Here is a 20,559-nt window from a genome sequence, read left to right as displayed (position 1 = left end):
GCGCCCGCCCCCGCGCGCCCCCGCGCGCCCCCGCGCGCCCCCGCGCGCCCCCTTCGATCCGCCGACGCCCCATCTGCGCCGCGACGCCTCACCTGGCGGACGTCGCTGGGGTGGGGCGTGGACGCGCAGGTGGGGCGTCGGCGGGGACGGGGAGCGGTGCCCTCGGCAGATGAGCGGACTGATTCCCTACCTGCTGTTCCCGCAGACGCGGCCGAGGCGTTGACGCTGTATCGCGACGTCTTCGGAGGTGACTGCAGCTGTTCGACTACGCCGCAGCCGGCCGTGCTGACGGACCGGGCGACGCGATCGCGCACGGGCAGCTCGCGGGGCCCGTCGAGATCGCCGAAGCGGATGCCGGAGCCGACGACGACGCCGTGCAGATGAGTGGCATGCTCCTGTCGCTGCTGGCAGTAGCGGATGCTGCGACGCTGACGCGCTGGTTCGATGCGCTCGCCGCGGACGGGCGCGTCATCACGCCGCTCGAGCAGTGCCCGTGGGGCGACATCGGCGGCACCGTCGTCTACCACTACGGCATCCGCTGGCTGATCGGCTTCCGCCCCGAGGGCTGATCCGGGCTCTGCCACTGCTGCCGACGCCCCATCTGCGGCGCGGCGCCCCATCCGGCAGGCGCACGTCGGGTGGGGCGTGGGCCGGCAGGCGGGGCGCCGACGGAGGAGAGCGGAGGGAACGCTAGCGCGAAGTCTCAGACGGAGAACAGGCGCTGCAGGCGCTGCACGCCCTCGAGGAGCTGGTCGTCGCCGAGCGCGTACGACATGCGGATGTAACCGGACGGACCGAAGGCCTCGCCGGGGACGACCGCGACCTCGGCCTGCTCGAGGATGAGGTCGGCGAGCTCGAGTGAGGTCGTCGGCGTCACGCCGCCCCACGTGCGGCCGAGGAGGCCCTGCACGTCGGGATACACGTAGAACGCGCCGAGGGGGTTCGGCACCACCAGCCCCTCGATCTTCGACAGCTCCGAGACGATGAGTCGGCGACGGCGGTCGAACGCCTCGCGCATCTGCTCGGCTTCGGTCTGCGGGCCGTTGAGAGCGGCGATCGCCGCCCTCTGCGCGACGTTGTTCACGTTGCTCGACAGGTGCGACTGCAGGTTACCGGCGATCTTGATGGCGTCGGCGGGGCCGACCATCCAGCCCACGCGCCATCCGGTCATGGCGTAGGTCTTCGCGACGCCGTTGACGAGGATGGTCTGCCCGGCGAGATCCGGCACGGCCTCGACGATCGAGGTCGCCTTGACGCCCTCGTAGGTGAGGTTCTGGTAGATCTCGTCGGAGACGACCCAGATGCCGTGCTCGAGGGCCCACTCGCCGATCGCCTTCGTCTCCTCGGCGGTGTAGACCGAGCCGGTCGGGTTCGACGGCGACACGAACACGAGCACCGTGGTGCGGTCGGTGCGGGCGGCCTCGAGCTGCTCGACGGTGACCTTGTAGTCCTGGTCGGCGCCGGCGAAGACCTCGACGGGGGTGCCGTCGGCGAGGCGGATCGCCTCGGGGTAGGTGGTCCAGTACGGCGCGGGCAGCAGCACCTCGTCGCCGGGGTTCACGACCGCCTGGAAGGCCTGGTAGACCGACTGCTTGCCGCCGTTGGTCACGATGACCTGGGACGGTGCGACCTCGAGGCCCGAGTCGCGGAGCGTCTTCGCGGCGATCGCCTCGCGCAGCGCCGGAAGCCCGGCTGCGGGGGTGTAGCGGTAGCTCGCGGGGTCGGCGAGGGCTTCGGCTGCGGCGTCGACGATGAACTGCGGCGTCGCGAAGTCGGGCTCGCCGGCGGCATAGGAGATGACGGGCTTGCCTTCGGCCTTCAGGGCCTTGGCCTTGGCGTCGACCTTCAGGGTCGCGGACTCGGCGATGGCGGACAGTTTGCGGGAGAGAGGAGCGCGTTCGGTCACAGCTCAAATGCTACTCGGCCGGGCCGCGGCGATGACAGAGAGCGGATGCTCGTGAGCGCGGGAATCAGCGAGGAGCCGGGCGGCCGGGCCTCAGGCCGCGAGGCCATGCGCCTCGGCGACCGCGCCGAGCACGATGCGCCCGCCACGGACGTTGAGCCCCTTCGCCAGAGCGGCGTCGTCGGATGCCGCGCGGTCCCAGCCCTTGCCGGCGATCGCCGACACGTAGGGGATCGTCGCGTTCGTGAGCGCGCGGGTCGCCGTCTCTGGCACGGCTCCGGGCATGTTGGCGACGCAGTAGTAGATCGAGTCGTGCACGGCGAAGGTCGGGTCGTCGTGGGTCGTGGGGCGGGAGCCTTCGAAGCATCCGCCCTGGTCGATCGCGATGTCGACGAGCACCGAGCCCGCCTTCATGTTCGCCACCATCTCGTCGGTCACGAGCTTGGGTGCGGCGGCGCCGGGGATCAAGACCGAGCCGATGACGAGGTCGGCGCTCGCGAGCTCTTCGGCGATGTCGTACCGGCTCGACAGGCGGGTCTGCACAGCGCCGCCGTAGCGGTGCTCGAGCTCGCGCAGCCGGGGGAGCGAGATGTCGATGACAGCGACCTGCGACCCCAGGCCCAGCGCGTTGGCGGCGGCGTGCTCGCCGGCGACACCGCCCCCGATGACGACGGTCTTCGCGCGTGGGGTGCCGGCGATGCCGCCGAGGAGCAGGCCGCGGCCGCCGTTCGAGCGCAGCAGGGCATAGGCGCCCATCGTGACCGAGAGCCGCCCGGCGATCTCGCTCATCGGCACGAGCAGCGGGAGGCTGCGATCGGGCAGCTGCACGGTCTCGTAGGCGACGGCGGTGGTGCCTGCATCGACGAGCGCGGTGGTGAGAGCGCGATCGGCGGCGAGATGCAGGTAGGTGAAGAGGGTGAGGTCCTCTCGGAGGAAGCCGTACTCCTGTGCGATCGGCTCCTTGACCTTGAGCAGCAGGTCGGCCTGCGCCCAGGTCTCCTCGGCGGTGCCGAGGATCTCGGCGCCCGCCATGCGGTAGGCCTCGTCGGAGATGCCCGAGCCGAGTCCTGCTCCGGACTGGACGAGCACGCGATGGCCCTCGTGAAAGAGGCGGTCGGCGCCGGCGGGGGTGAGCGCGACGCGGTTCTCGTTGTTCTTGACCTCGGCGGGGACGGCGATCCTCATCGATCCTCCTGACAGTGATGGCGGTGAGGAAAGAATCGCAGAAGCATCGGCAGCATGAAAGATACGCTGAAGACTATTCGACAGCATCCGTGATCCTGAATAATCATTCGGATGGAGTCGCCTTCAGAGTTCCCCGCGCCGAAGACCCTGCGCGCCCCCGCGCTCGACCCGATCGACGCGAGGATCGTGAGCCTGCTCGCCGCCGACGGACGTATGACGAACGCCGAGCTCGCCTCGCGGCTGGGAGTTGCGCCCTCGACCGCGCATGCCAGGCTGCGAGCCCTCGTCGATCGTCATGTCATCACCGGTTTCCATGCCAGCGTCGACGAGCGGATGCTGGGTGCCGGACTCCAGGCGATCATCGGCGTCACGCTGCGCCCGAGCGGCCGTCGGGAGAGCATCGTCGAGTTCGCCGAGCGGGTGCGGGTGCTGCCGCAGGTGATCCAGGTGTTCTTCCTCGGCGGCGACGACGACTTCCTCCTGCACATCGCGGTCGCCGACTCCTCACAGATGCGGGAGTTCGTGCTCGAGCACCTGTCGGCCCAGGCGAGCGTCGCCTCGACGCGCACGAGCATCGTCTTCGACTATCACCGCAACTCCGTCGCCGCCTCGTTCCGCTGATCCGCCCCCTCCCGCCCCGCCCCGTCTCCCTCGCCCCCGTCTCCCTCGCCCCCGTCTCTCCGCCGACGCCCCATCTGCGCCGCGGCGCCCCACCTGGCAGACGTCGCACAGGTGGGGCGTGGGCGGGCAGGTGGGGCGCCGGCGTGGGGGCGTGGGCGGGCAGGTGGGGCGTCAGCGACGTTCGATGCGCACGTGCTCGGCGAGATCGGCGTAGGCCCGGAGATCCCTTGCCACCAGCGTCATGCCATGCGCCAGCGCGGTCGCTGCGAGCATCCGATCGAGCATGTGCGGGCGTGCGGATCCGCCCCGCCGCGCGACGGTTGCGAGGAGTCGTTCGTACGCCTCCGCGCAGCGATCGTCGAACGGGATGCCGACGCCGAAGGTGGCGCAGACGCTTTCGAGTCTGGCGGCTCGCGCTCGGAGGGTCGCGACATCCGTCGCGGCGTTGAGGCCCTTCCCGAGTTCAGTGAGGCTGAGCGAACTGATCCGCAGGTCGTCGAATCCTGCCAGATCCGCGGGCGGCGCTCCCCGGCTGCGTTGCGCTTCAGATCAGAACTCGGGCTCCGATTGCGCAGAACTGTGTTCGGGTAGACTCCCCGACGCACCGGGCGAAGCGGCGAGTATCTGTGATCCACCGGTGCTCGCAGAGGCCGGAGCGGTGCGGCGCCTCTGGCGCAGAGAGGGGAGGCCTGCATGTCCGATCCACGTTGCGACCAGCCGGCGGCGCGAACGGCTCCCGGCCCAGGGAGAGCCTCCGGCCGAGTCCGAGGCGCGGACGCATCGGGGGACGACGCTCGCGTTGTGGCTGAGCATCATCGCCCTCGTCGTCGCGGTCTCCCTGGTGGTGCCGTACCGTGCGACAACGGGGGCTGCGATGCTGGCACCCGTCGTGGGCGCGCTGATCGCCGTCGCCGGCATTGTCCTCGCCGTCCGGCAGCGGCGCCGGCCGGGGGCCGCCCTGGCCTTCGCCCTGGTGGCGGTGCTCCTCGACGTCGTCCTGAGCATCGTCTTCATCGCCGGCATGATCTCGGCGACGAGCATCAACCGTGTGGAACTGCTCGGCCAGGGGCCGCAGGGGATCACGGCCACGATCCACGGCGAAAGCGGAACGGACACGTTCGTCTGGGATTCCACCGGACGAGCGACACTCACGACCAAGGAGGACTGGGCCGAGATCACGGTGACCGCGCCCGAGGACGCCGACGGCATGACGGTCAGCTGCCAGATCGTCTGGAACGGTGACGTGGTCGTCGATGAGACATCCGACAACGGCACCGTGCGGTGCAGGTTCGACGGTCGCTGAACACGCTTCCGGCACACCGTCGTGTCTACGACGCCGTTCAGCGGCGATCGCCATCCACCCAGAACTCGGCCGGCACGACAGGGTCCGGGTGGCGCAGCCCGGCCGAGTGAACGGGAGTCAGGCGAGCGGATCGATGAACGGGCCGCGGCTCTCCTTGATCCGCGCGACGATGTCGGGCTCGAGCGGGTTCAGCCGGAACGCGTACGTCATGATGACCCGGTCCGGCACCACCCGCAGCGCGGGGGCGAGCAGATCCCTCATGCGCTCGAGCGCGGGCACGAGGGGCAGATGGTGGATCACCGCTACGGCCGTGATCGCGTCGAAGCGCCGCCCGTCGAGCTCCGCTGCGGTGAGGAGGTCTCCGAGGACGAGCTGCGCCGCCGACCCCTCCGGGAACCGCCCCGCCGCACGGGCGAGCATCTCGCGGTGATACGCGGTGTTGTGGTTCCAGTACTCGTCTATGCGGGGACCGTGCGCGCGGCGGCTACGCCGGGTACGAGGCGGGCGCGGAGCAGTAGTCGGAGAAGCGGCGCATCGGATGCTGCGGATCGGTCATCTCGACCAGCGCGCTCGCCGCGGTGTGCGGCGGCTCATCGCCCGCGAGCTGCCAGAGCGTGAAGTTCCACAGGCGCCGCGCCCTCTCGCCGAGCAGCGCACCGGGGCCCGAGACGACGAGCACAGCGCCGGAGGACCCGGCCCGGAACGGCGCGATGACCTCTTCGCGCAGCATCCGCTCGTCGACGGCGCGGACATGAACGCGCACCGTCTCGGAGCCTGCGGCGCCGAGCGCCGCCGCGAGGGCGCCGGCGGCGAGGCGCGAGCGCTCGGCATCCGCTCCCGCCACCGCGAGAAGGCGCGTGCCGCGCGGATAGAGGTGCAGAAACTCGCCGGCGATCCCGGCCCAGACGTCGCTCATGGCTCCAGGCTATGTCGCAGGCAGGCGCACCATGCCGTTGGCGACGAGGCAGACCAGCGCCAGGGGCCAGGTCGTGAACAGCACGACGGAGAGGATCGTCGTACCCCGGCGCAGGGGCGCGGCGAGCACGAGCGCGATGCCCAGCACCGCGAGAGCGCCGAGGAACCACCAGCAGAGCGAGTAGAGCCACAGCGCGAGGGTGAGCAGCAGCAGGGACTCAGGGATGAGCACCGCCGGCACGAGGAGGATGTCGATGAAATAGGCGACGATCGCCGGCGCCGAGAAGTGCGCGACGATGACGAGCACGACAACGCCGGCGGTGCGGCGCGCGCTCGTTGCGGGGAGGGCGGATGCTGTCGTGGTCATTCCAGCAGAGTACGTCGGTGGGCCGACGTCGCGGGGGAGTTATCCACAGGCACGACGACCGCAGGCAGGCTCTGCGACCCGGACCGGGTCGCAGAGCCTGCCTGCGCGTCGAAGATCAGAACTGGTTCATCGTGTTGTGCTGACCGCCGGCCTTGAGGGCCGCGTCGCCGGCGAAGTACTCCTTGTGGTTGTCGCCGATGTCGCTTCCCGCCATGTTCTGGTGCTTGACCGTCGCGATGCCGCCGCGGATCTCGCGGCGCTGCACGCCCTTGACGTAGGCCAGCATCCCCTCGTCGCCGAAGTAGCCCTTCGCGAGGTCGTCCGTCGAGAGGGCCGCCGTGTGGTAGGTCGGCAGCGTGATGAGGTGGTGGAAGATGCCGGCGCGGGCCGATCCGTCGCGCTGGAAGGTGCGGATCTTCTCGTCGGCCAGCGCTGCGAGCTCGGTGCCGTCGTACTCCACGCTCATGAGCCTGTCGCGGTCGTACGCGGAGACGTCGGCGCCCTGGGCGGCGAGGGCATCGTACGCCTGCTGGCGGAAGTTCAGCGTCCAGTTGAACGAGGGACTGTTGTTGTAGACGAGCTTCGCGTTCGGGATCTCCTCGCGGATCGCGTCGACCATGCCGGCGATCTGCTCGACATGCGGCTTCTCGGTCTCGATCCACAGCAGATCGGCGCCGTTTCGCAGCGACGTGATGCAGTCGAGCACGACGCGCTCCTCGCCGGTGCCAGGGCGGAACTGGTACAGGTTCGACGCCAGACGCTTCGGGCGCAGCAGCTTGCCGCCGCGCTTGATGACCACGTCGCCGCCTGCGAGGTCGTCCTCCGAGATCTCCTCGACGTCGAGGAAGGAGTTGTACTGGTCGCCGAGGTCGCCGGGCTCATGGGTGACGGCGAGCTTCTGGGTGAGGCCGGCGCCGAGCGAGTCGGTGCGGGCGACGATGATGCCGTTGTTGATCCCGAGCTCGAGGAACGCGTAGCGGACCGCGTTGATCTTCGCGAGGAAGTCCTCGTGCGGCACGGTGACCTTGCCGTCCTGATGGCCGCACTGCTTCTCGTCGGAGACCTGGTTCTCGATCTGGATCGCGCAGGCGCCCGCCTCGATCATCTTCTTCGCCAGCAGATACGTCGCCTCCGGGTTGCCGAAGCCGGCGTCGATGTCGGCGATGATCGGCACGACGTGGGTCTCGTAGTTGTCGATCTGCGACTGGATGAGCTCGACCGAGGTCTCGTCCCCCGCAGCGCGCGCCGCGTCGAGCTGGGTGAAGAGCAGATCGAGCTCGCGGGCGTCGGCCTGGCGCAGGAACGTGTAGAGCTCTTCGATGAGCGCTGGCACCGCGGTCTTCTCGTGCATCGACTGGTCGGGCAGCGGCCCGAACTCGGAGCGGAGGGCCGCGACCATCCAACCCGACAGGTACAGGTAGCGCTTGTTCGTCGACTTCAGGTGCTTCTTGATGGAGATGAGCTTCTGCTGCCCGATGAAGCCGTGCCAGACGCCGAGCGACTGAGTGTAGACCGACGAGTCGGCGTCGTACTCGTCCATGTCGCGGCGCATGATGTCGGCGGTGTACTGGGCGATCTCGAGCCCGGTGCGGAACCGGTTCTGCGCCCGCATCCGCGCCGCCGCTTCGGGGTCGATCGCGCGCCAGGGGGAGCCGGCGGCGTCCTTGAGCGCCTGGATCTCCTCGATGTCCTGCTGGTACTTCGTCATTGTCGTGCCTTTCGTGGTGGAAGAGGGATCAGTCGGTCTCGACGAGGAACTTCGAGTACGCGCCTAGGGTGAGGAAGGCCGGGAACTCCTCGCGCAGCGCCACCTCGCGGAACACCTCGGCGGCGTCATCGAAGCGGTCGCCCGCCCGGCGGGTCGCCTGCGCGAGAACCTCGCGGATCAGTTCCTCGACGTACTCGGTCGTGATCGCCGTGCCGTCCTCGGTGGTGCGGTCCTGGTGGATCCACTGCCACACCTGCGAGCGGCTGATCTCGGCGGTCGCGGCATCCTCCATGAGGTTGTCGATCGCCACGGCGCCCTGCCCGCGCAACCAGGCCTCGAGGTAGCGGATGGCCACCGACACGTTCTCGCGCACGCCCTTCGCGGTGATCGGGCGTCCGATGCGCAGATCGAGCAGATCGGATGCCGTGACGTGCACGTCATCGCGCTGCCGGCCGATCTGGTTCGGCTCCTCGCCGAGCACCGCGTCGAACTCCGCCTGTGCGATGGGGATGAGGTCGGGGTGGGCGACCCACGTGCCGTCGAAGCCGTCTCCGGCCTCGCGCTTCTTGTCGGCCGACACCTTCTCGATGGCGCGGGCGGTGACCTCGGGGTCGCGGCGGTTCGGGATGAACGCGCTCATGCCGCCGATGGCGAAGGCGCCGCGCCGGTGACAGGTCGCAACGAGCAGGTCGGTGTAGGCCCGCATGAACGGCACCGTCATGGTGACCTCGCTGCGGTCGGGGAGCACGAAGCGCGCCCCGCGGCCGCGGTAGTTCTTGATGATGGAGAAGATGTAGTCCCAGCGTCCGGCGTTGAGGCCAGCGCAGTGGTCGCGCAGCTCGTAGAGGATCTCGTCCATCTCGAAGGCGGCGGGCAGCGTCTCGATGAGCACGGTCGCGCGGATCGTGCCGTGGGGGATGGCGATGTACTCCTCGGCGAACGAGAAGACGTCGTTCCACAGGCGCGCCTCCTCGCTCGACTCGAGCTTCGCGAGGTAGAAGTACGGGCCGCGGCCGGCGTCGATGAGCGCCTGCGCGTTGTGGAAGAAGTAGAGGCCGAAGTCGATGAGCGAACCGGATGCCGCCATGCGGCGGCCGGCGCGGTCGGTGAACTCGATGTGCTTCTCCGGCAGGTGCCAGCCCCGAGGGCGCATCACGATCGTCGGCGTCCGCTCGGCGGTGACGCGGTACTCCTTGCCCTCGGGAGAGATGTAGGCGAGCTCACCGCGGATCGCGTCGCGCAGCGACAGCTGGCCCTCGATGACGTTGGCCCAGGTGGGGCTGGTCGCATCCTCCTGGTCGGCGAGCCAGACCTTCGCGCCCGAGTTCAGGGCGTTGATGGTCATCTTCGGGTCGGTCGGTCCGGTGATCTCCACGCGGCGGTCCTCGAGACCGGGGCCGGCGCCGGCGACGCGCCAGTCGCGGTCCTCGCGGATGTGCGCGGTGTCGTCGCGGAAGCGCGGGTCGTGGCCGTTGCCGATCTCGAACCGACGGCGCAACCGGTCGGCGAGCCGGTCGTGGCGGCGTGCGCCGAACCGGTGGTGCAGTTCGGTGAGGAACGCGATCGCCTCGGGGGTGAGGACCTCTTCATAGCGAGCGCGGATGGGGCCGGTGACGGCGATGGCGGGGCCCTGGTGCGCCGTCTGCGTCGGTGCGGTGGACCCGGCTGCGGTGGAAGTGGTCATGATCGTTTCCTTGTCCGTTGGAACGTGGGGGGCCGGAGTGGCTTGTCTCCACTTTGGGTGAAGTTCGGCGGCGCTACTGACCAAATGGCGTGTGAAGATTGCTCGAATTTCTGTTTCTGTGACAGAATCGGAGCCATGCCAGACGAAGACGCCGATGCGCTGACGATCGGGCGCCGTATCCGCCAGCTGCGGACCGCGCGCGCGATGACGCTCGAAGACCTCGCCGCAGCGATCGGCCGGGCGCCCAGCCAGCTGTCGATGGTCGAGACGGGCAAGCGCGAGCCCAAGCTCACACAGCTGCAGGCCATCGCCCGCGCCCTCGGCGTCACGATCGACGCGCTGCTCGAGGGCGAGCCGCTCGACGAGCGCAGCGCCATGGAGATCGCGCTGGAGCGCGCGATGAAGGGGCAGACCTTCCAATCGCTGGGCATCGAGCCCTTCCGCATCGCGAAGAGCGTGCCCACCGACGCGCTGCGGGCGATGCTCGCCCTGCACGCAGAGATCGACCGCCTCAAGGACGAGCGCGCGGCGACGCCGGAGGAGGCGCGGCGCGCGAACGTGGAGCTGCGCCACCTCATGCGCCGGCAGGACAACCATTTCCCGGAGCTGGAGGCGAAGGCATCCGAGATCCTCTCCGCGGTGGGGCATTCCGGCGGACCGCTCACCCAGCGCACGGCATCCGAGATCGCCGCCTACCTCGGATTCACCCTGCACTACGCTCCCGACCTGCCGCAGACGACGCGCAGCGTTGCCGACCTCGCCAATGGCCGCCTGTACCTCTCCAGTCACGCGAATGCGAAGGGCGACCCGCGCACGGCGGTGCTGCAGGCGCTGTCGAGCCGAATGCTGGGGCACGCCGAGCCGCGCAGCTACGCCGAGTTCCTGCGCCAGCGGGTCGAGACGAACTACCTCACCGGCGCTCTGCAGATGCCGGAGGCCGACGTCGCGCCCATGCTGAAGGACGCCAAGAGCCGCCGGGCGATCTCGATCGAGGATCTCCGCGACGCCTTCTCGGTGTCGTACGAGACGGCGGCGCACCGCTTCACGAACCTCGCAACGCGTCACCTCGACATCCCGGTGCACTTCCTCAAGGTGCACGAGTCGGGCACGATCACGAAGGCGTACGAGAACGACGACGTGAACTTCCCGACCGATCGCCTCGGCGCCATCGAGGGGCAGATGTGCTGCCGCAAGTGGACGAGCCGGGTCGTCTTCGACGAGGACGACCGCTTCAACCCGTACTACCAGTACACCGACACCGGAAACGGCACCTACTGGTGCACCGCGCGCGTGGAGGCGTCGAGCGAGGGGCTGCACTCGGTGAGCGTTGGTGTGCGCTTCGACGACACGAAATGGTTCGTGGGGCGCGACACCCCGCACCGGGGCGTCTCGAAGCACTCGGTGGAGGTGTGCTGCCGGCGGGCTCCTGCCGAGCTGGAGCAGCGCTGGCGCGAGAACTCCTGGCCGAACGTGAAGACGCCGCGGACGCTGCTCGCGACGCTGCCGACCGGGGCCTTCCCCGGCGTCGACACCACCGACGTGTACGAGTTCCTGGAGGCGCACGCGCCGCGCTGAGCCCGGGAGCCGCGCGGTGCGCTCCGCCGGCTGCTGTTCCCCTGGTCGGCCGTCGTTCCGGTCGCAGTTCGTGCCGTTTCTCCCGGGTCGTCTTTCGTTCCGGTCGCAGTTCGTGCCGCTTCAGCGACGTCAGAGCGGCACGAAGTGCGACGGGAACCGGAGAACCGCGGGCTCGGGCGCCGCTCCCGGGTCACGGCCCGGAGTTCTGCGGCACGGTCGCGGCGCTGCTGCGCGAGCTCGACGCACGCGGCTGAGCGGGGCTCAGCGCGGGGTGACGATCGCGAGGCCGTCGAAACGACGGAAGTCGCGATCGAACGTTGCGACCGGGCATCCGTAGCCGAGCGCCACGGAGGCGATGTAGGCATCAGGCACCAGGTTGCCCGATGCTTGTGACTCCCGGCACAGGTGCACCAGTCTCGTTGCCGACTCGGTGAACGGCGCCGCAGTCAGGTAGGCGGGAGCTCCGACCACGTCGGTGATGAACGATGCGGCCTCGTCGAGGGTGGATGGTTGGAGCAGTGCGTTCGGATGCGTGACGATCCGGAGGAAACCGACCCACACCGCATCCGGCACGACCACATCGTCCTGTCCGCCGAGCAGTTCGGCGAGCCAAGGATGTGTGACCTCATGCTGCGCGGGTGATCCTGACGGAACGCGGCGATCAGGACATTCACGTCGAGGACGATCACGCGACGTCGGTTCCGATCGCGTCGTAGAGCCCGCGATTGCTGCTGAGATCGACGCCGGGGCGTGCGCCTCCGGTCGCCGACGACACCGTCAACCGAACCGGTCCGCTCGACGCACGCCGTACGGCGAGATCGCGCCGGAGAGCATCTTCCACATAGGCGCCCAGAGTGGTGCCGGCCTCGTGCGCGCGCTTCTTCGCCTCAGCGAGGAGGTGATCGTCGATGGACAGTGTGGTGCGCATGATGCGTACTTTATCGCATCACCTGCATCACCGAATGGCACAGGGTGAACAGCATTCCGACAGAGTGACAGCAAAGCATCTCTTTTGGTGATGCTATGCTGTCAAGATGCGCACAACGGTGACTTTGGATCCCGACTCTGAGGCGGCGATTCGCCGTGTGATGCAGCAGCGTGGCGTCTCCTTCAAACGGGCGCTCAACGACGCGATCCGAGCAGGAGCGGTGCAGCCGCAGGCACGAGAGGGCGGTTACACGCGTTCGCAGGATCTGGGGGTTCCCCGTACAGACCTCACGCATGCGCTCCGTATGGCTGCGGACCTCGAAGACGATGAGCTGGTGCGCAAAATGCAGGCGGGTCGATGAGGATCGTCGACGCGAATGTCCTTCTCTATGCCGTGAACTCCGCTTCTCCCGGGCACGAGGCATCGTTGCGGTGGCTGGATGAGGCGCTGGATGGCAATGACGACGTCGGGTTCAGTTGGAGCGTGCTGCTGGCGTTCGTGCGCATCAGCACGAACCCGAGGATCATGCCCCACGCGTTGACGCCGGAGAGCGCGATGGCTCAGGTTCACGAGTGGATCGCAGCCCCGAGTGCGCACGTGCTGAACCCGGGTGCTCGTCATCCGGAGATCCTCGAGCGTCTTCTTCTCGCACAGGGCGCCGCAGCCAATCTCGTGAATGATGCGCATCTGGCGGCTCTGGCCGTCGAGCATCGAGCAACGATCGTGTCGTTCGACTCCGACTTCGCGCGCTTCGCTGGTGTGCGATGCGCGACACCTGAATCCCTCGTCCGCTGACTCCGCCGCTGTCAGTCCCGCGCGGTCTGCAGCAGCGTCCACAGCTCGGCCCGCGCAGGGAACGAGCCGAGATCGATGTCAAGGAGAGACCCGGCGAAGGCGATGCGGGTGCGCAGGGTGTGCCGGTGGATGCCGAGGGCTGCGGCTGCGGGCTCTGCCCTGGCATCGTGCTCGAGCCAGACGCGCAGCGCCCTCTCGAGTCCGTCGTGGGCGCGAAGGGGGGCGAGCCGCGACTCGGCGATCAGCCGCGCCTCGTCGGTGGCGAGGGCGCTGAGGATGCTGGAGCCCACCGTGTCGGCGTAGCGGAGTACGCCGCCGTCGCCCTGCTGGCGCAGTGTACTCAGCGCCTGCGCGTGCGCGCGGGAGAAGCTGTCGTAGCTATCGGGAGCGGAGACGCTGATACGGATGCCGAAGCGGGTCGCCACCTCATCGAGGAGCTCATCGTCCGCTGCCGAGACGACCATCACCACGCCGTCGGCTGATTCGGCGACGAAAGCGGCGGTGCCGTGATCGATGCGCCGCCGCTCCCACCAGTCGGTCACCGGCCCCGCCGCAGCATCCGCCGACACGGCGACGACGACGGGCGCCGCGGGAATGCTGCCGAGCACGCGCCGGGCGAGCGCCGGATCGTCGGCGAGAAGGGATTCGAGCAGCTGCGTGTGCAGGCGCCGACGGCTGCGGGCGAGCTGCTCGCTCTGCTCCAGCGCGAGCCCGGCCATCGCGATGACCGAGGTGACGACGGCGCGGGCTTCGGGATCGAGCGCATCGACGGCCACGGCGATGACCCCGCGAAGGTGACCGCCCCGGCCGATCGTGAACAGCATGAAGGTCGCCGTGCCGATCGTGAGAGACTGCCCCGCTTCGAGCCCGCGGGTGAGCACATCGGTCGCGTGCGATGCGACTTCGGCGCGCGTCGCGGTGTCGATGCCGTCGCGCGGATGAGAGACGACGAGGCTGCCCGCCGCGTCGTACATCCCCACCCACGCGCCCAGCCTCCGGCCGAGCTCGGCGAGCGTGGCGTCGAGCCCGCGCGGACGCAGCGCCGCGAGGGCGAGCGCGCGCTGCGTGTCCAGCGCCCAGGACCTCCGGGCGTACGCCTGTGCGGCGATCGCCTCGGAGTGCGCGCGGGCGACGGCGATGAACGGGGTGCGGTAGGGGACTTCGAACAGCGGCATCCGATGCTCTGCGCACGCGGCGATCAACTCGTCGGGGATGCCGTCCCGGTGCACCTCGGTGCCGAAACCCAGGCCGAGCACGCCGCGATGCGAGAGCCTGTCGACGTAGGTGCCGATGTCGTCCATGCCGTCGAACTGCGTGCCGGTCGTGAGCAGCGCCAGATCCTCCGAGAGGAACGGCGTGGGGTCGGCGAGGTCCGAGCTGTGCACCCAGCGCAGCGGACGCTCGAGTGCGCCCGGCGCCAGCGCCGACTCCTCGGAGACGAGCGCGAGCGCGAGATCGCGCCGGCGCAGCAGTGCGCGCAGGGTGGGCTGCTCGGTCTCGGGCACGGGAACCTCGGATATACAGTTCGGCGATCGTTTTCCCAAGATTGTACATTTTGGCGAATGCGGGAGGCTTCGGCGCGGGCATACGCTCACCCACATGGCACTCCTCGACACCGCAGCAGTTGCAGTTCCCCTCGGCGGACCCGACCTCCCCCAGGAGCGTCGCCTCGTGACCGATCTCCCCGGCCCCCGCTCGGCCGAGATCCTCGCGCGCAAGGCGGATGCCGTCGCCGCAGGCGTCGGTCACACCGTGCCCGTCGCGGCCGTCGCCGCCGGCGGAGGCGTCGTCGTGGACGCCGACGGCAACTCGCTCATCGACCTCGGCAGCGGCATCGCGGTGACGACCGTCGGCAACGCGCACCCGAAGGTCGCCGCGGCCGTCGCGGCGCAGGCCGTGCAGTTCACGCACACCTGCTTCATGATCTCGCCGTACGAGTCGTACGTCGCCGTCGCCGAGGCCCTCAACCGCGTGACCCCTGGCGACTTCGCGAAGAAGAGCGCCCTGTTCAACTCGGGCGCAGAGGCCGTCGAGAACGCGATCAAGATCGCCCGCAAGCACACCGGCCGCCAGGCCGTCGTGGCCTTCGACCACGGCTACCATGGCCGCACGAACCTGACCATGGCGCTGACCGCAAAGTCGATGCCCTACAAGAGCGGCTTCGGCCCGTTCGCTCCGGAGGTGTACCGCGCCACCGCGTCGTACCCCTTCCGCGACGGACTCGCAGGTGCCGAGGCCGCGGCCCGCGCGATCCTCCAGCTCGAGAAGCAGATCGGCGCCGAAAACCTCGCCGCCGTCATCATCGAGCCCATCCAGGGCGAGGGCGGATTCATCGTCCCCGCCGACGGCTTCCTCCCCGCGATCGTGGACTGGTGCCGCGCCAACGGCGTCGTCTTCATCGCCGACGAGGTGCAGACCGGCTTCGCCCGCACCGGTGCCATGTTCGCCAGCGAGCACTTCGGCATCGAGCCCGACCTCATCACCACGGCCAAGGGCATCGCCGGCGGTCTTCCGCTCGCCGCGGTGACCGGCCGCGCCGAGATCATGGACGCCTCGCACGCCGGCGGCCTCGGCGGCACCTACGGCGGCAACCCCATCGCGTGCGCCGCCGCGCTCGCGTCGATCGACGTGTTCGAGAACGACGGACTCATCGAGCGCGCCCGTGAGATCGGCGAGATTCTGAAGAGCCGTCTCGCGGCCATCCAGCAGGCCGACGCCCGCATCGGCGACATCCGCGGCTACGGCGCGATGATCGCCGCCGAGTTCGTCGACCCCGAGACCAAGGCTCCGGATGCTGCGCTCACCGCGGCCATCGCCAAGGCCTGCATCGCGCAGGGCGTCATCGTCCTCACCTGCGGCACCTACGGCAACGTCATCCGGTTCCTCCCCCCGCTGTCCATCGGCGACGACCTGCTGAACGAGGGCCTCGACGTCGTCGCGGCCGCGCTCGCGGCCGCCTGACGGCACACACACGTCCGGTCGCGACTCATGTCGGGGGATTTCGAGTCGCGACCGGGCACATCCTCACCCCACGAAGGAGTTGCACGATGACCGAGATCACCCGCGATGTACTGATCATCGGAGCCGGCGCCGCCGGCACCACCGCCGCGAACGAACTGCGCAGGGCCGGGCTCTCGGTCGCCGTGCTCGAAGCCCGCGACCGTGTCGGAGGGCGCCTCTGGACCGACGTCATCGACGGGGCAATGCTCGAGATCGGCGGCCAGTGGGTCTCGCCGGACCAGGACGCGCTGAAGGAGACGATCGAAGAGCTCGGGCTTGAGACCTATAGCCGCTACCGCGACGGTGACAGCGTCTATGTCGGTCCCGACGGTCAGGTGCACCGCTTCACCGGTGAGATGTTCCCCGTGTCGCCTGAGACCGAGAAGGTCATCGCTGAGATCACCGAGCGCCTGGACGCCATGGTCGCCGAGATCGACCCCGACCAGCCCTGGGCGCACCCGAAGGCCGCCGAGTGGGACGCGATCACCTGGGACGCGTGGCTGCGTCAGCAGACCGACGACGACGAGGCCGTTCGCAACCTCGCCTTCGCTACCGGCTCCGCGATGCTCACCAAGCCCACCCACGCCTTCTCGCTGCTGCAGTCGCTGTTGATGGCGGCATCCGCCGGCTCCTACTCGAACCTCGTCGACGCCGACTTCATCCTCGACAAGCGCGTCGTGGGCGGTCTGCAGCAGGTGCCGATCCTGCTCGCTGAGCGCCTCGGCGACGACGTGTTCCTGAACCAGCCGGTGCGCACCCTGCAGTGGAACGAGTCGGGGGTGGTGGCGACCACCGACGAGCTGACCGTCAAGGCGCGTTACGCGATTCTCGCCTTCGCGCCGGTGCTGTACAACCGGATCTCCTTCGTGCCGGCGCTTCCGCGCCGCCAGCACCAGATGCACCAGCACATCTCGATGGGCTTCGTGATCAAGGTGCATGCGGTCTACGACCGTCCGTTCTGGCGCGAGCAGGGTCTCAGCGGCACCGCGTTCAGCCCCTACGAGCTCTCGCACGAGGCCTACGACAACACGAACCACGGCGATGAGCGCGGCACCCTGGTCGGCTTCGTGAGCGATCGGAATGCCGACGACCTGTTCACTCTGTCGGCCGAGGAGCGAAAAGAGCGCATCCTCGAATCGCTGTCGCACTACTACGGTCCGGAGGCGAAGAACCCGATCGTCTACTACGAGAGCGACTGGGGCAGTGAGGAGTGGACCCGCGGCGCATACGCCGCGAGCTTCGACATGGGGGGTCTCCACCGTTACGGCGCGGACCTGCGCGCAGCGGTCGGCCCGATCCACTTCGCCTGCAGCGACATGGCAGGGGCCGGATACCAGCACGTCGACGGCGCGATCCGCATGGGGCGCCTGGCTGCCTCGAACATCGTGGCCGCGAGTCGCGACGCCGGCTGATGCCGGGCGCGATCACCTCCGCTGAGAGTCACCGTCAGAGAGAAAGAGAACCCATGAGCACTCAGAACGAGCAGGCGCTGCTCGACAGCATCCCTACTGGCCTCTTCATCGGCGGCGAGTGGATCGACGGTGAGAACGGCGCCACCTTCGACGTGCGGGATCCGGCCACCGGAGCCGTCATCCGCACGATCGCCGATGCGACGCCGGCCGACGGCATCCGTGCCCTCGACGCCGCCGTCGCGGCTCAGGACTCCTGGGCGGCGACCGCACCCCGCACCCGCAGCGACATCCTCCGCCGCGCGTTCGACCTCGTGCAGGAGCACAAGGAGGACCTGGCGCTGCTGATGACCCTCGAGATGGGCAAACCCTTGGCCGAGGCCCGCGGCGAGGTCGCCTACGGCGGCGAGTTCCTGCGCTGGTTCAGTGAGGAGGCCGTGCGGATCGCGGGTCGTTACGGCCTGAACCCAGAGGGCACCGGCCACATGGTCGTCTCGCAGCGCCCGGTCGGACCGTCGTTCTTCGTGACGCCGTGGAACTTCCCGTTCGCGATGGCGACCCGCAAGATCGCCCCCGCGCTCGCCGCCGGCTGCACGGTCGTGATCAAGCCGCCGGCGCTCACGCCTCTCACCACGCTGTTCTTCACGTCGCTGCTGGAGAAGGCGGGGCTGCCGAAGGGCGTGGTGAACGTCGTGCAGACCTCGCGCTCGAGCGCGCTGTCCGCGCCGATCATCGCCGACCCCCGGCTGCGCAAGCTCTCGTTCACCGGTTCGACCGAGGTCGGTCGCAAGCTCATCGCCCAGGCTGCCGAAGGCGTGCTGCGGGTGTCGATGGAGCTCGGCGGCAACGCCCCGTTCGTCGTCTTCGAGGACGCCGACCTCGACAAGGCCGTGGAGGGGGCGCTGGCCGCGAAGTTCCGCAACATCGGTCAGGCGTGCACCGCAGCCAACCGCTTCATCGTGCACAAGGATGTCGCTGCAGAGTTCGGCCGCAGGGTGACAGAGCGCGTGCAAGCCATGAAGATCGGCCGAGGCACCGAGGAGGGCGTCGCGATCGGTCCGCTCATCGATGCGGATGCTGTCGCCAAGGCGGCCGAGCTCGTCGGCGACGCCGTCGACCGCGGTGCGACGCTGCTCGCTGGCGGCAAGGCGATCGAGGGTGCAGGCAGCTTTTATGAGCCCACCGTCCTCGCCGACGTCGCCCCTGGTTCGGCGATCCTGCGCGAGGAGATCTTCGGCCCGGTGCTCGCGATCGCGACCTTCGACACAGAGGACGAGGCCGTGCGCCTGGCCAACGACACCGAGTACGGCCTGGTGTCGTACGTCTTCACCGAGAGCCTGCAGCGCGGTCAGCGGATGATCGACAAGCTGGAGACCGGCATGATGGGTCTCAACGTCGGCGTCGTCTCGAACGCCGCAGCCCCCTTCGGCGGCGTGAAGCAGTCGGGAGTCGGACGCGAGGGCGGGGCTGAGGGCATCCACGAGTACCTGTCCACCAAATACACGCTGATCCCGGTCGGCTGATCGGCCGGCACCCGGCCAACGAGAGGACGAAACATGACCGACTACGCCGTCGTCAACCCCGCCACCGGCGAGACCGTGGCGACCTACGACACCTTCACCGATGCGCAGATCGATGATGCCGTTGCGCGAGCGCACGCCGCGGCATCCGTCTGGGGTCGCACCCCCGTCGCCGAGCGGGCGGCGGTGATCCACCGGATCGCCGAGGGCCACCGCGCTCGCCGTGACGAGCTCGCCGCGATCATCGTGCGCGAGATGGGCAAGCCCATCGCCGGCGCCGTCGGCGAGGTCGACTTCGCCGCCGACATCATCGAGTTCTATGCCGACAACGCCGAGAGGATCAACGCCGACCAGCCGATCGATATTCTCGGCGAAGGCACAGCGGTGATCCGTCGGGCACCCCTGGGCGTGCTCTTCGGCATCATGCCGTGGAACTTCCCCGCCTACCAGGTCGCCCGCTTCGCCGGACCCAACCTGGCGCTGGGCAACACGATCATCCTCAAGCACGCCCCGCAGTGCCCCGAGTCGTCGGCGCTGCTCGAGGAGATCTACCGCGACGCCGGCCTGCCCGACGGGGGCTACGTGAACGTGTACGCGACGAACGAGCAGTCGGCGACCATCATCGCCGACCCGCGCGTGCAGGGCGTCTCGGTGACCGGATCCGAGCGCGCCGGTGCGGCGGTCGCCGAAGTCGCAGGGCGCAACCTCAAGAAGGTCGCGCTGGAGCTCGGCGGGTCCGACCCGTTCATCCTGCTCTCCACCGACGACCTCGACGGCGCCGTGCAGGCGGCGGTCGACGCGCGCCTGGACAACAACGGGCAGTCGTGCAACGGCGCCAAGCGCTTCATCGTGATCGACGGCCTCTACGACGCGTTCGTGGAGAAGTTCGTCGCCGCGCTCGCCGCCGTCGAGGCGACCGACCCGACCCAGGAGGACACCGTTCTCGGCCCGCTCTCATCTCTCGCCGCGGCCGAGCGCCTGCAGGAGCAGATCGACACCGCTGTGGCGCAGGGCGCGACGCTCCTCACCGGCGGCGCCCGGGACGGTGCGTTCTTCGCGCCGACGGTGCTCGCCGACGTGACCGCCGACATGGACGTCTACCGCGAGGAGCTGTTCGGCCCCGCCGCTGTCGTCTACCGCGTCGCCGACGAGCAGGCCGCGGTCGCGCTCGCGAATGACACCTCTTTCGGCCTCGGCTCCTACGTGTTCACCACGGACGCCGAGCAGGCCGAGCGCGTGGCGAACAGCATCGACGCCGGGATGGTCTACGTCAACGTCGTGCTCGCTGACAGCCCCGAGCTGCCCTTCGGCGGCGTCAAGCGCAGCGGCACCTCGCGCGAGATGGGTCTGCTCGCCGCGGACGAGTTCGTCAACAAGAAGCTCATCCGCATCGCTTGAGAGCCATCGAGGGGGACGGATGACGCGGCATCCGTCCCCCTCTCCGCGCCCGCGCGGGCCGTTTGCCGGGCCGAATCCCGTGTGCAGGGCGGATCGGGGTGGTTGGGGTGGTTTCTCGGGAAATCCCCCGACAAACGGTCCGGATGCCGGGGCGGAGCCGCAGCCGACTGGATCGCTCTGCGCCGGCGTCCGCTCTCCTCCGCGCCCGCGCGGGCCGTTTGCCGGGCCGAATCCCGTGTGCAGGGCGG

20 protein-coding genes are annotated in these 20,559 nt (G+C 69.3%); 9 read left to right on the top strand and 11 right to left on the bottom strand.

What is annotated here, in order from left to right; translation table 11 throughout:
- Positions 1-380: 380 nt before the first annotated feature.
- The gene (locus QM568_RS08420) at positions 381-569 is read left to right on the top strand and encodes a hypothetical protein (protein ID WP_415137747.1); all 189 of its coding nucleotides are present in this window, start codon (positions 381-383) and stop codon (positions 567-569) included.
- A gap of 134 nt (positions 570-703) precedes the next feature.
- Here QM568_RS08420 and QM568_RS08415 read toward each other — a convergent pair whose 3' ends face one another.
- A complete protein-coding gene (locus tag QM568_RS08415) occupies positions 704-1,906 on the bottom strand; it encodes a pyridoxal phosphate-dependent aminotransferase (protein WP_415137745.1) in 1,203 nt (400 codons plus the stop codon).
- 90 nt (positions 1,907-1,996) lie between these two features.
- Positions 1,997-3,088 (bottom strand): alanine dehydrogenase, encoded by a 1,092-nt coding sequence (ald, locus tag QM568_RS08410; RefSeq protein ID WP_415137743.1) that lies wholly within the window; start codon positions 3,086-3,088, stop codon positions 1,997-1,999.
- Positions 3,089-3,199: 111 nt separating this feature from the next.
- Between ald and QM568_RS08405 the strand changes: the two genes are divergently transcribed.
- Complete coding sequence (locus QM568_RS08405; protein ID WP_415137741.1) at positions 3,200-3,709, top strand: Lrp/AsnC family transcriptional regulator; 510 nt, start codon at positions 3,200-3,202, stop codon at positions 3,707-3,709.
- A gap of 171 nt (positions 3,710-3,880) precedes the next feature.
- Here the strand turns inward: QM568_RS08405 and QM568_RS08400 are convergent, their stop codons facing one another.
- Positions 3,881-4,195 (bottom strand): PIN domain-containing protein, encoded by a 315-nt coding sequence (locus QM568_RS08400; RefSeq protein WP_415137751.1) that lies wholly within the window; start codon positions 4,193-4,195, stop codon positions 3,881-3,883.
- Positions 4,196-4,508: 313 nt separating this feature from the next.
- Between QM568_RS08400 and QM568_RS08395 the strand changes: the two genes are divergently transcribed.
- On the top strand, positions 4,509-5,012 hold the full coding sequence (locus tag QM568_RS08395) for a hypothetical protein (RefSeq protein ID WP_415137739.1): 504 nt from the start codon (positions 4,509-4,511) through the stop codon (positions 5,010-5,012).
- 117 nt (positions 5,013-5,129) lie between these two features.
- On the opposite strand, the gene QM568_RS08390 is transcribed toward QM568_RS08395, so the two are convergent.
- From QM568_RS08390 to aceB, 5 genes are all read right to left on the bottom strand, one after another.
- Complete coding sequence (locus tag QM568_RS08390) at positions 5,130-5,432, bottom strand: class I SAM-dependent methyltransferase (protein WP_415137737.1); 303 nt, start codon at positions 5,430-5,432, stop codon at positions 5,130-5,132.
- 64 nt (positions 5,433-5,496) lie between these two features.
- Entirely contained in the window at positions 5,497-5,928 is a 432-nt protein-coding gene (locus QM568_RS08385; RefSeq protein ID WP_415137735.1) for a hypothetical protein, read from the bottom strand.
- 9 nt (positions 5,929-5,937) lie between these two features.
- Complete coding sequence (locus QM568_RS08380) at positions 5,938-6,294, bottom strand: hypothetical protein (RefSeq protein WP_415137733.1); 357 nt, start codon at positions 6,292-6,294, stop codon at positions 5,938-5,940.
- 115 nt (positions 6,295-6,409) lie between these two features.
- Positions 6,410-8,002, bottom strand: coding sequence for an isocitrate lyase (locus tag QM568_RS08375; RefSeq protein ID WP_415137731.1), 1,593 nt, complete (start codon positions 8,000-8,002; stop codon positions 6,410-6,412).
- 28 nt (positions 8,003-8,030) lie between these two features.
- Positions 8,031-9,686 (bottom strand): malate synthase A, encoded by a 1,656-nt coding sequence (gene aceB, locus QM568_RS08370; protein WP_415137729.1) that lies wholly within the window; start codon positions 9,684-9,686, stop codon positions 8,031-8,033.
- Positions 9,687-9,821: 135 nt separating this feature from the next.
- Here aceB and QM568_RS08365 point away from each other — a divergent pair, with 135 nt between their 5' ends.
- Entirely contained in the window at positions 9,822-11,261 is a 1,440-nt protein-coding gene (locus QM568_RS08365; protein WP_415137727.1) for a helix-turn-helix domain-containing protein, read from the top strand.
- A gap of 261 nt (positions 11,262-11,522) precedes the next feature.
- Here QM568_RS08365 and QM568_RS08360 read toward each other — a convergent pair whose 3' ends face one another.
- Positions 11,523-11,987 carry a TA system VapC family ribonuclease toxin gene (locus QM568_RS08360; RefSeq protein WP_415137749.1) on the bottom strand — a complete coding sequence of 155 codons (465 nt, stop codon included), beginning with the start codon at positions 11,985-11,987 and terminating at the stop codon, positions 11,523-11,525.
- Positions 11,947-12,189, bottom strand: a complete 243-nt coding sequence (locus QM568_RS08355) for a type II toxin-antitoxin system VapB family antitoxin (protein WP_415137725.1) — start codon at positions 12,187-12,189, stop codon at positions 11,947-11,949. The genes QM568_RS08360 and QM568_RS08355 overlap by 41 nt, the downstream gene beginning before the upstream one ends.
- A 357-nt stretch (positions 12,190-12,546) precedes the next feature.
- Here QM568_RS08355 and QM568_RS08350 point away from each other — a divergent pair, with 357 nt between their 5' ends.
- The gene (locus QM568_RS08350) at positions 12,547-12,984 is read left to right on the top strand and encodes a type II toxin-antitoxin system VapC family toxin (protein ID WP_415137723.1); all 438 of its coding nucleotides are present in this window, start codon (positions 12,547-12,549) and stop codon (positions 12,982-12,984) included.
- Positions 12,985-12,995: 11 nt separating this feature from the next.
- On the opposite strand, the gene QM568_RS08345 is transcribed toward QM568_RS08350, so the two are convergent.
- Positions 12,996-14,489 (bottom strand): PucR family transcriptional regulator, encoded by a 1,494-nt coding sequence (locus tag QM568_RS08345; protein ID WP_415137721.1) that lies wholly within the window; start codon positions 14,487-14,489, stop codon positions 12,996-12,998.
- 94 nt (positions 14,490-14,583) lie between these two features.
- Between QM568_RS08345 and gabT the strand changes: the two genes are divergently transcribed.
- The 4 genes from gabT (at position 14,584) to QM568_RS08325 (ending at position 20,311) form a co-directional block, all read left to right on the top strand.
- The gene (gene gabT, locus QM568_RS08340) at positions 14,584-15,945 is read left to right on the top strand and encodes a 4-aminobutyrate--2-oxoglutarate transaminase (protein ID WP_415137719.1); all 1,362 of its coding nucleotides are present in this window, start codon (positions 14,584-14,586) and stop codon (positions 15,943-15,945) included.
- 86 nt (positions 15,946-16,031) lie between these two features.
- Positions 16,032-17,396: a flavin monoamine oxidase family protein gene (locus QM568_RS08335; protein ID WP_415137717.1), complete on the top strand. Its 1,365-nt coding sequence runs from the start codon at positions 16,032-16,034 to the stop codon at positions 17,394-17,396.
- Between the two features lie 53 nt (positions 17,397-17,449).
- Complete coding sequence (locus QM568_RS08330; protein ID WP_415137715.1) at positions 17,450-18,916, top strand: NAD-dependent succinate-semialdehyde dehydrogenase; 1,467 nt, start codon at positions 17,450-17,452, stop codon at positions 18,914-18,916.
- Between the two features lie 33 nt (positions 18,917-18,949).
- Positions 18,950-20,311: an NAD-dependent succinate-semialdehyde dehydrogenase gene (locus QM568_RS08325; RefSeq protein WP_415137713.1), complete on the top strand. Its 1,362-nt coding sequence runs from the start codon at positions 18,950-18,952 to the stop codon at positions 20,309-20,311.
- Positions 20,312-20,559 lie beyond the last annotated feature (248 nt).

Source organism: Microbacterium sp. (assembly GCF_047607465.1).
Classification (GTDB): Bacteria; Actinomycetota; Actinomycetes; order Actinomycetales; family Microbacteriaceae; genus Microbacterium.
The sequence above is the reverse complement of the archived record's forward strand: the minus strand, read 5'-3'. Positions and strand labels throughout refer to the sequence as shown.

Excerpts from the sequence above, each read along its gene's own strand:
- QM568_RS08330 (WP_415137715.1), top strand. The coding sequence starts at position 17,450 with ATGAGCACTCAGAACGAGCAGGCGCTGCTCGACAGCATCCCTACTGGC.
- ald (WP_415137743.1), bottom strand. The coding sequence starts at position 3,088 with ATGAGGATCGCCGTCCCCGCCGAGGTCAAGAACAACGAGAACCGCGTC.
- QM568_RS08325 (WP_415137713.1), top strand. The coding sequence starts at position 18,950 with ATGACCGACTACGCCGTCGTCAACCCCGCCACCGGCGAGACCGTGGCG.
- QM568_RS08350 (WP_415137723.1), top strand. The coding sequence starts at position 12,547 with ATGAGGATCGTCGACGCGAATGTCCTTCTCTATGCCGTGAACTCCGCT.
- QM568_RS08405 (WP_415137741.1), top strand. The coding sequence starts at position 3,200 with ATGGAGTCGCCTTCAGAGTTCCCCGCGCCGAAGACCCTGCGCGCCCCC.
- QM568_RS08335 (WP_415137717.1), top strand. The coding sequence starts at position 16,032 with ATGACCGAGATCACCCGCGATGTACTGATCATCGGAGCCGGCGCCGCC.
- QM568_RS08390 (WP_415137737.1), bottom strand. The coding sequence starts at position 5,432 with ATGCTCGCCCGTGCGGCGGGGCGGTTCCCGGAGGGGTCGGCGGCGCAG.
- aceB (WP_415137729.1), bottom strand. The coding sequence starts at position 9,686 with ATGACCACTTCCACCGCAGCCGGGTCCACCGCACCGACGCAGACGGCG.
- QM568_RS08365 (WP_415137727.1), top strand. The coding sequence starts at position 9,822 with ATGCCAGACGAAGACGCCGATGCGCTGACGATCGGGCGCCGTATCCGC.
- QM568_RS08380 (WP_415137733.1), bottom strand. The coding sequence starts at position 6,294 with ATGACCACGACAGCATCCGCCCTCCCCGCAACGAGCGCGCGCCGCACC.
- gabT (WP_415137719.1), top strand. The coding sequence starts at position 14,584 with ATGGCACTCCTCGACACCGCAGCAGTTGCAGTTCCCCTCGGCGGACCC.
- QM568_RS08385 (WP_415137735.1), bottom strand. The coding sequence starts at position 5,928 with ATGAGCGACGTCTGGGCCGGGATCGCCGGCGAGTTTCTGCACCTCTAT.
- QM568_RS08355 (WP_415137725.1), bottom strand. The coding sequence starts at position 12,189 with ATGCGCACCACACTGTCCATCGACGATCACCTCCTCGCTGAGGCGAAG.
- QM568_RS08375 (WP_415137731.1), bottom strand. The coding sequence starts at position 8,002 with ATGACGAAGTACCAGCAGGACATCGAGGAGATCCAGGCGCTCAAGGAC.
- QM568_RS08420 (WP_415137747.1), top strand. The coding sequence starts at position 381 with ATGAGTGGCATGCTCCTGTCGCTGCTGGCAGTAGCGGATGCTGCGACG.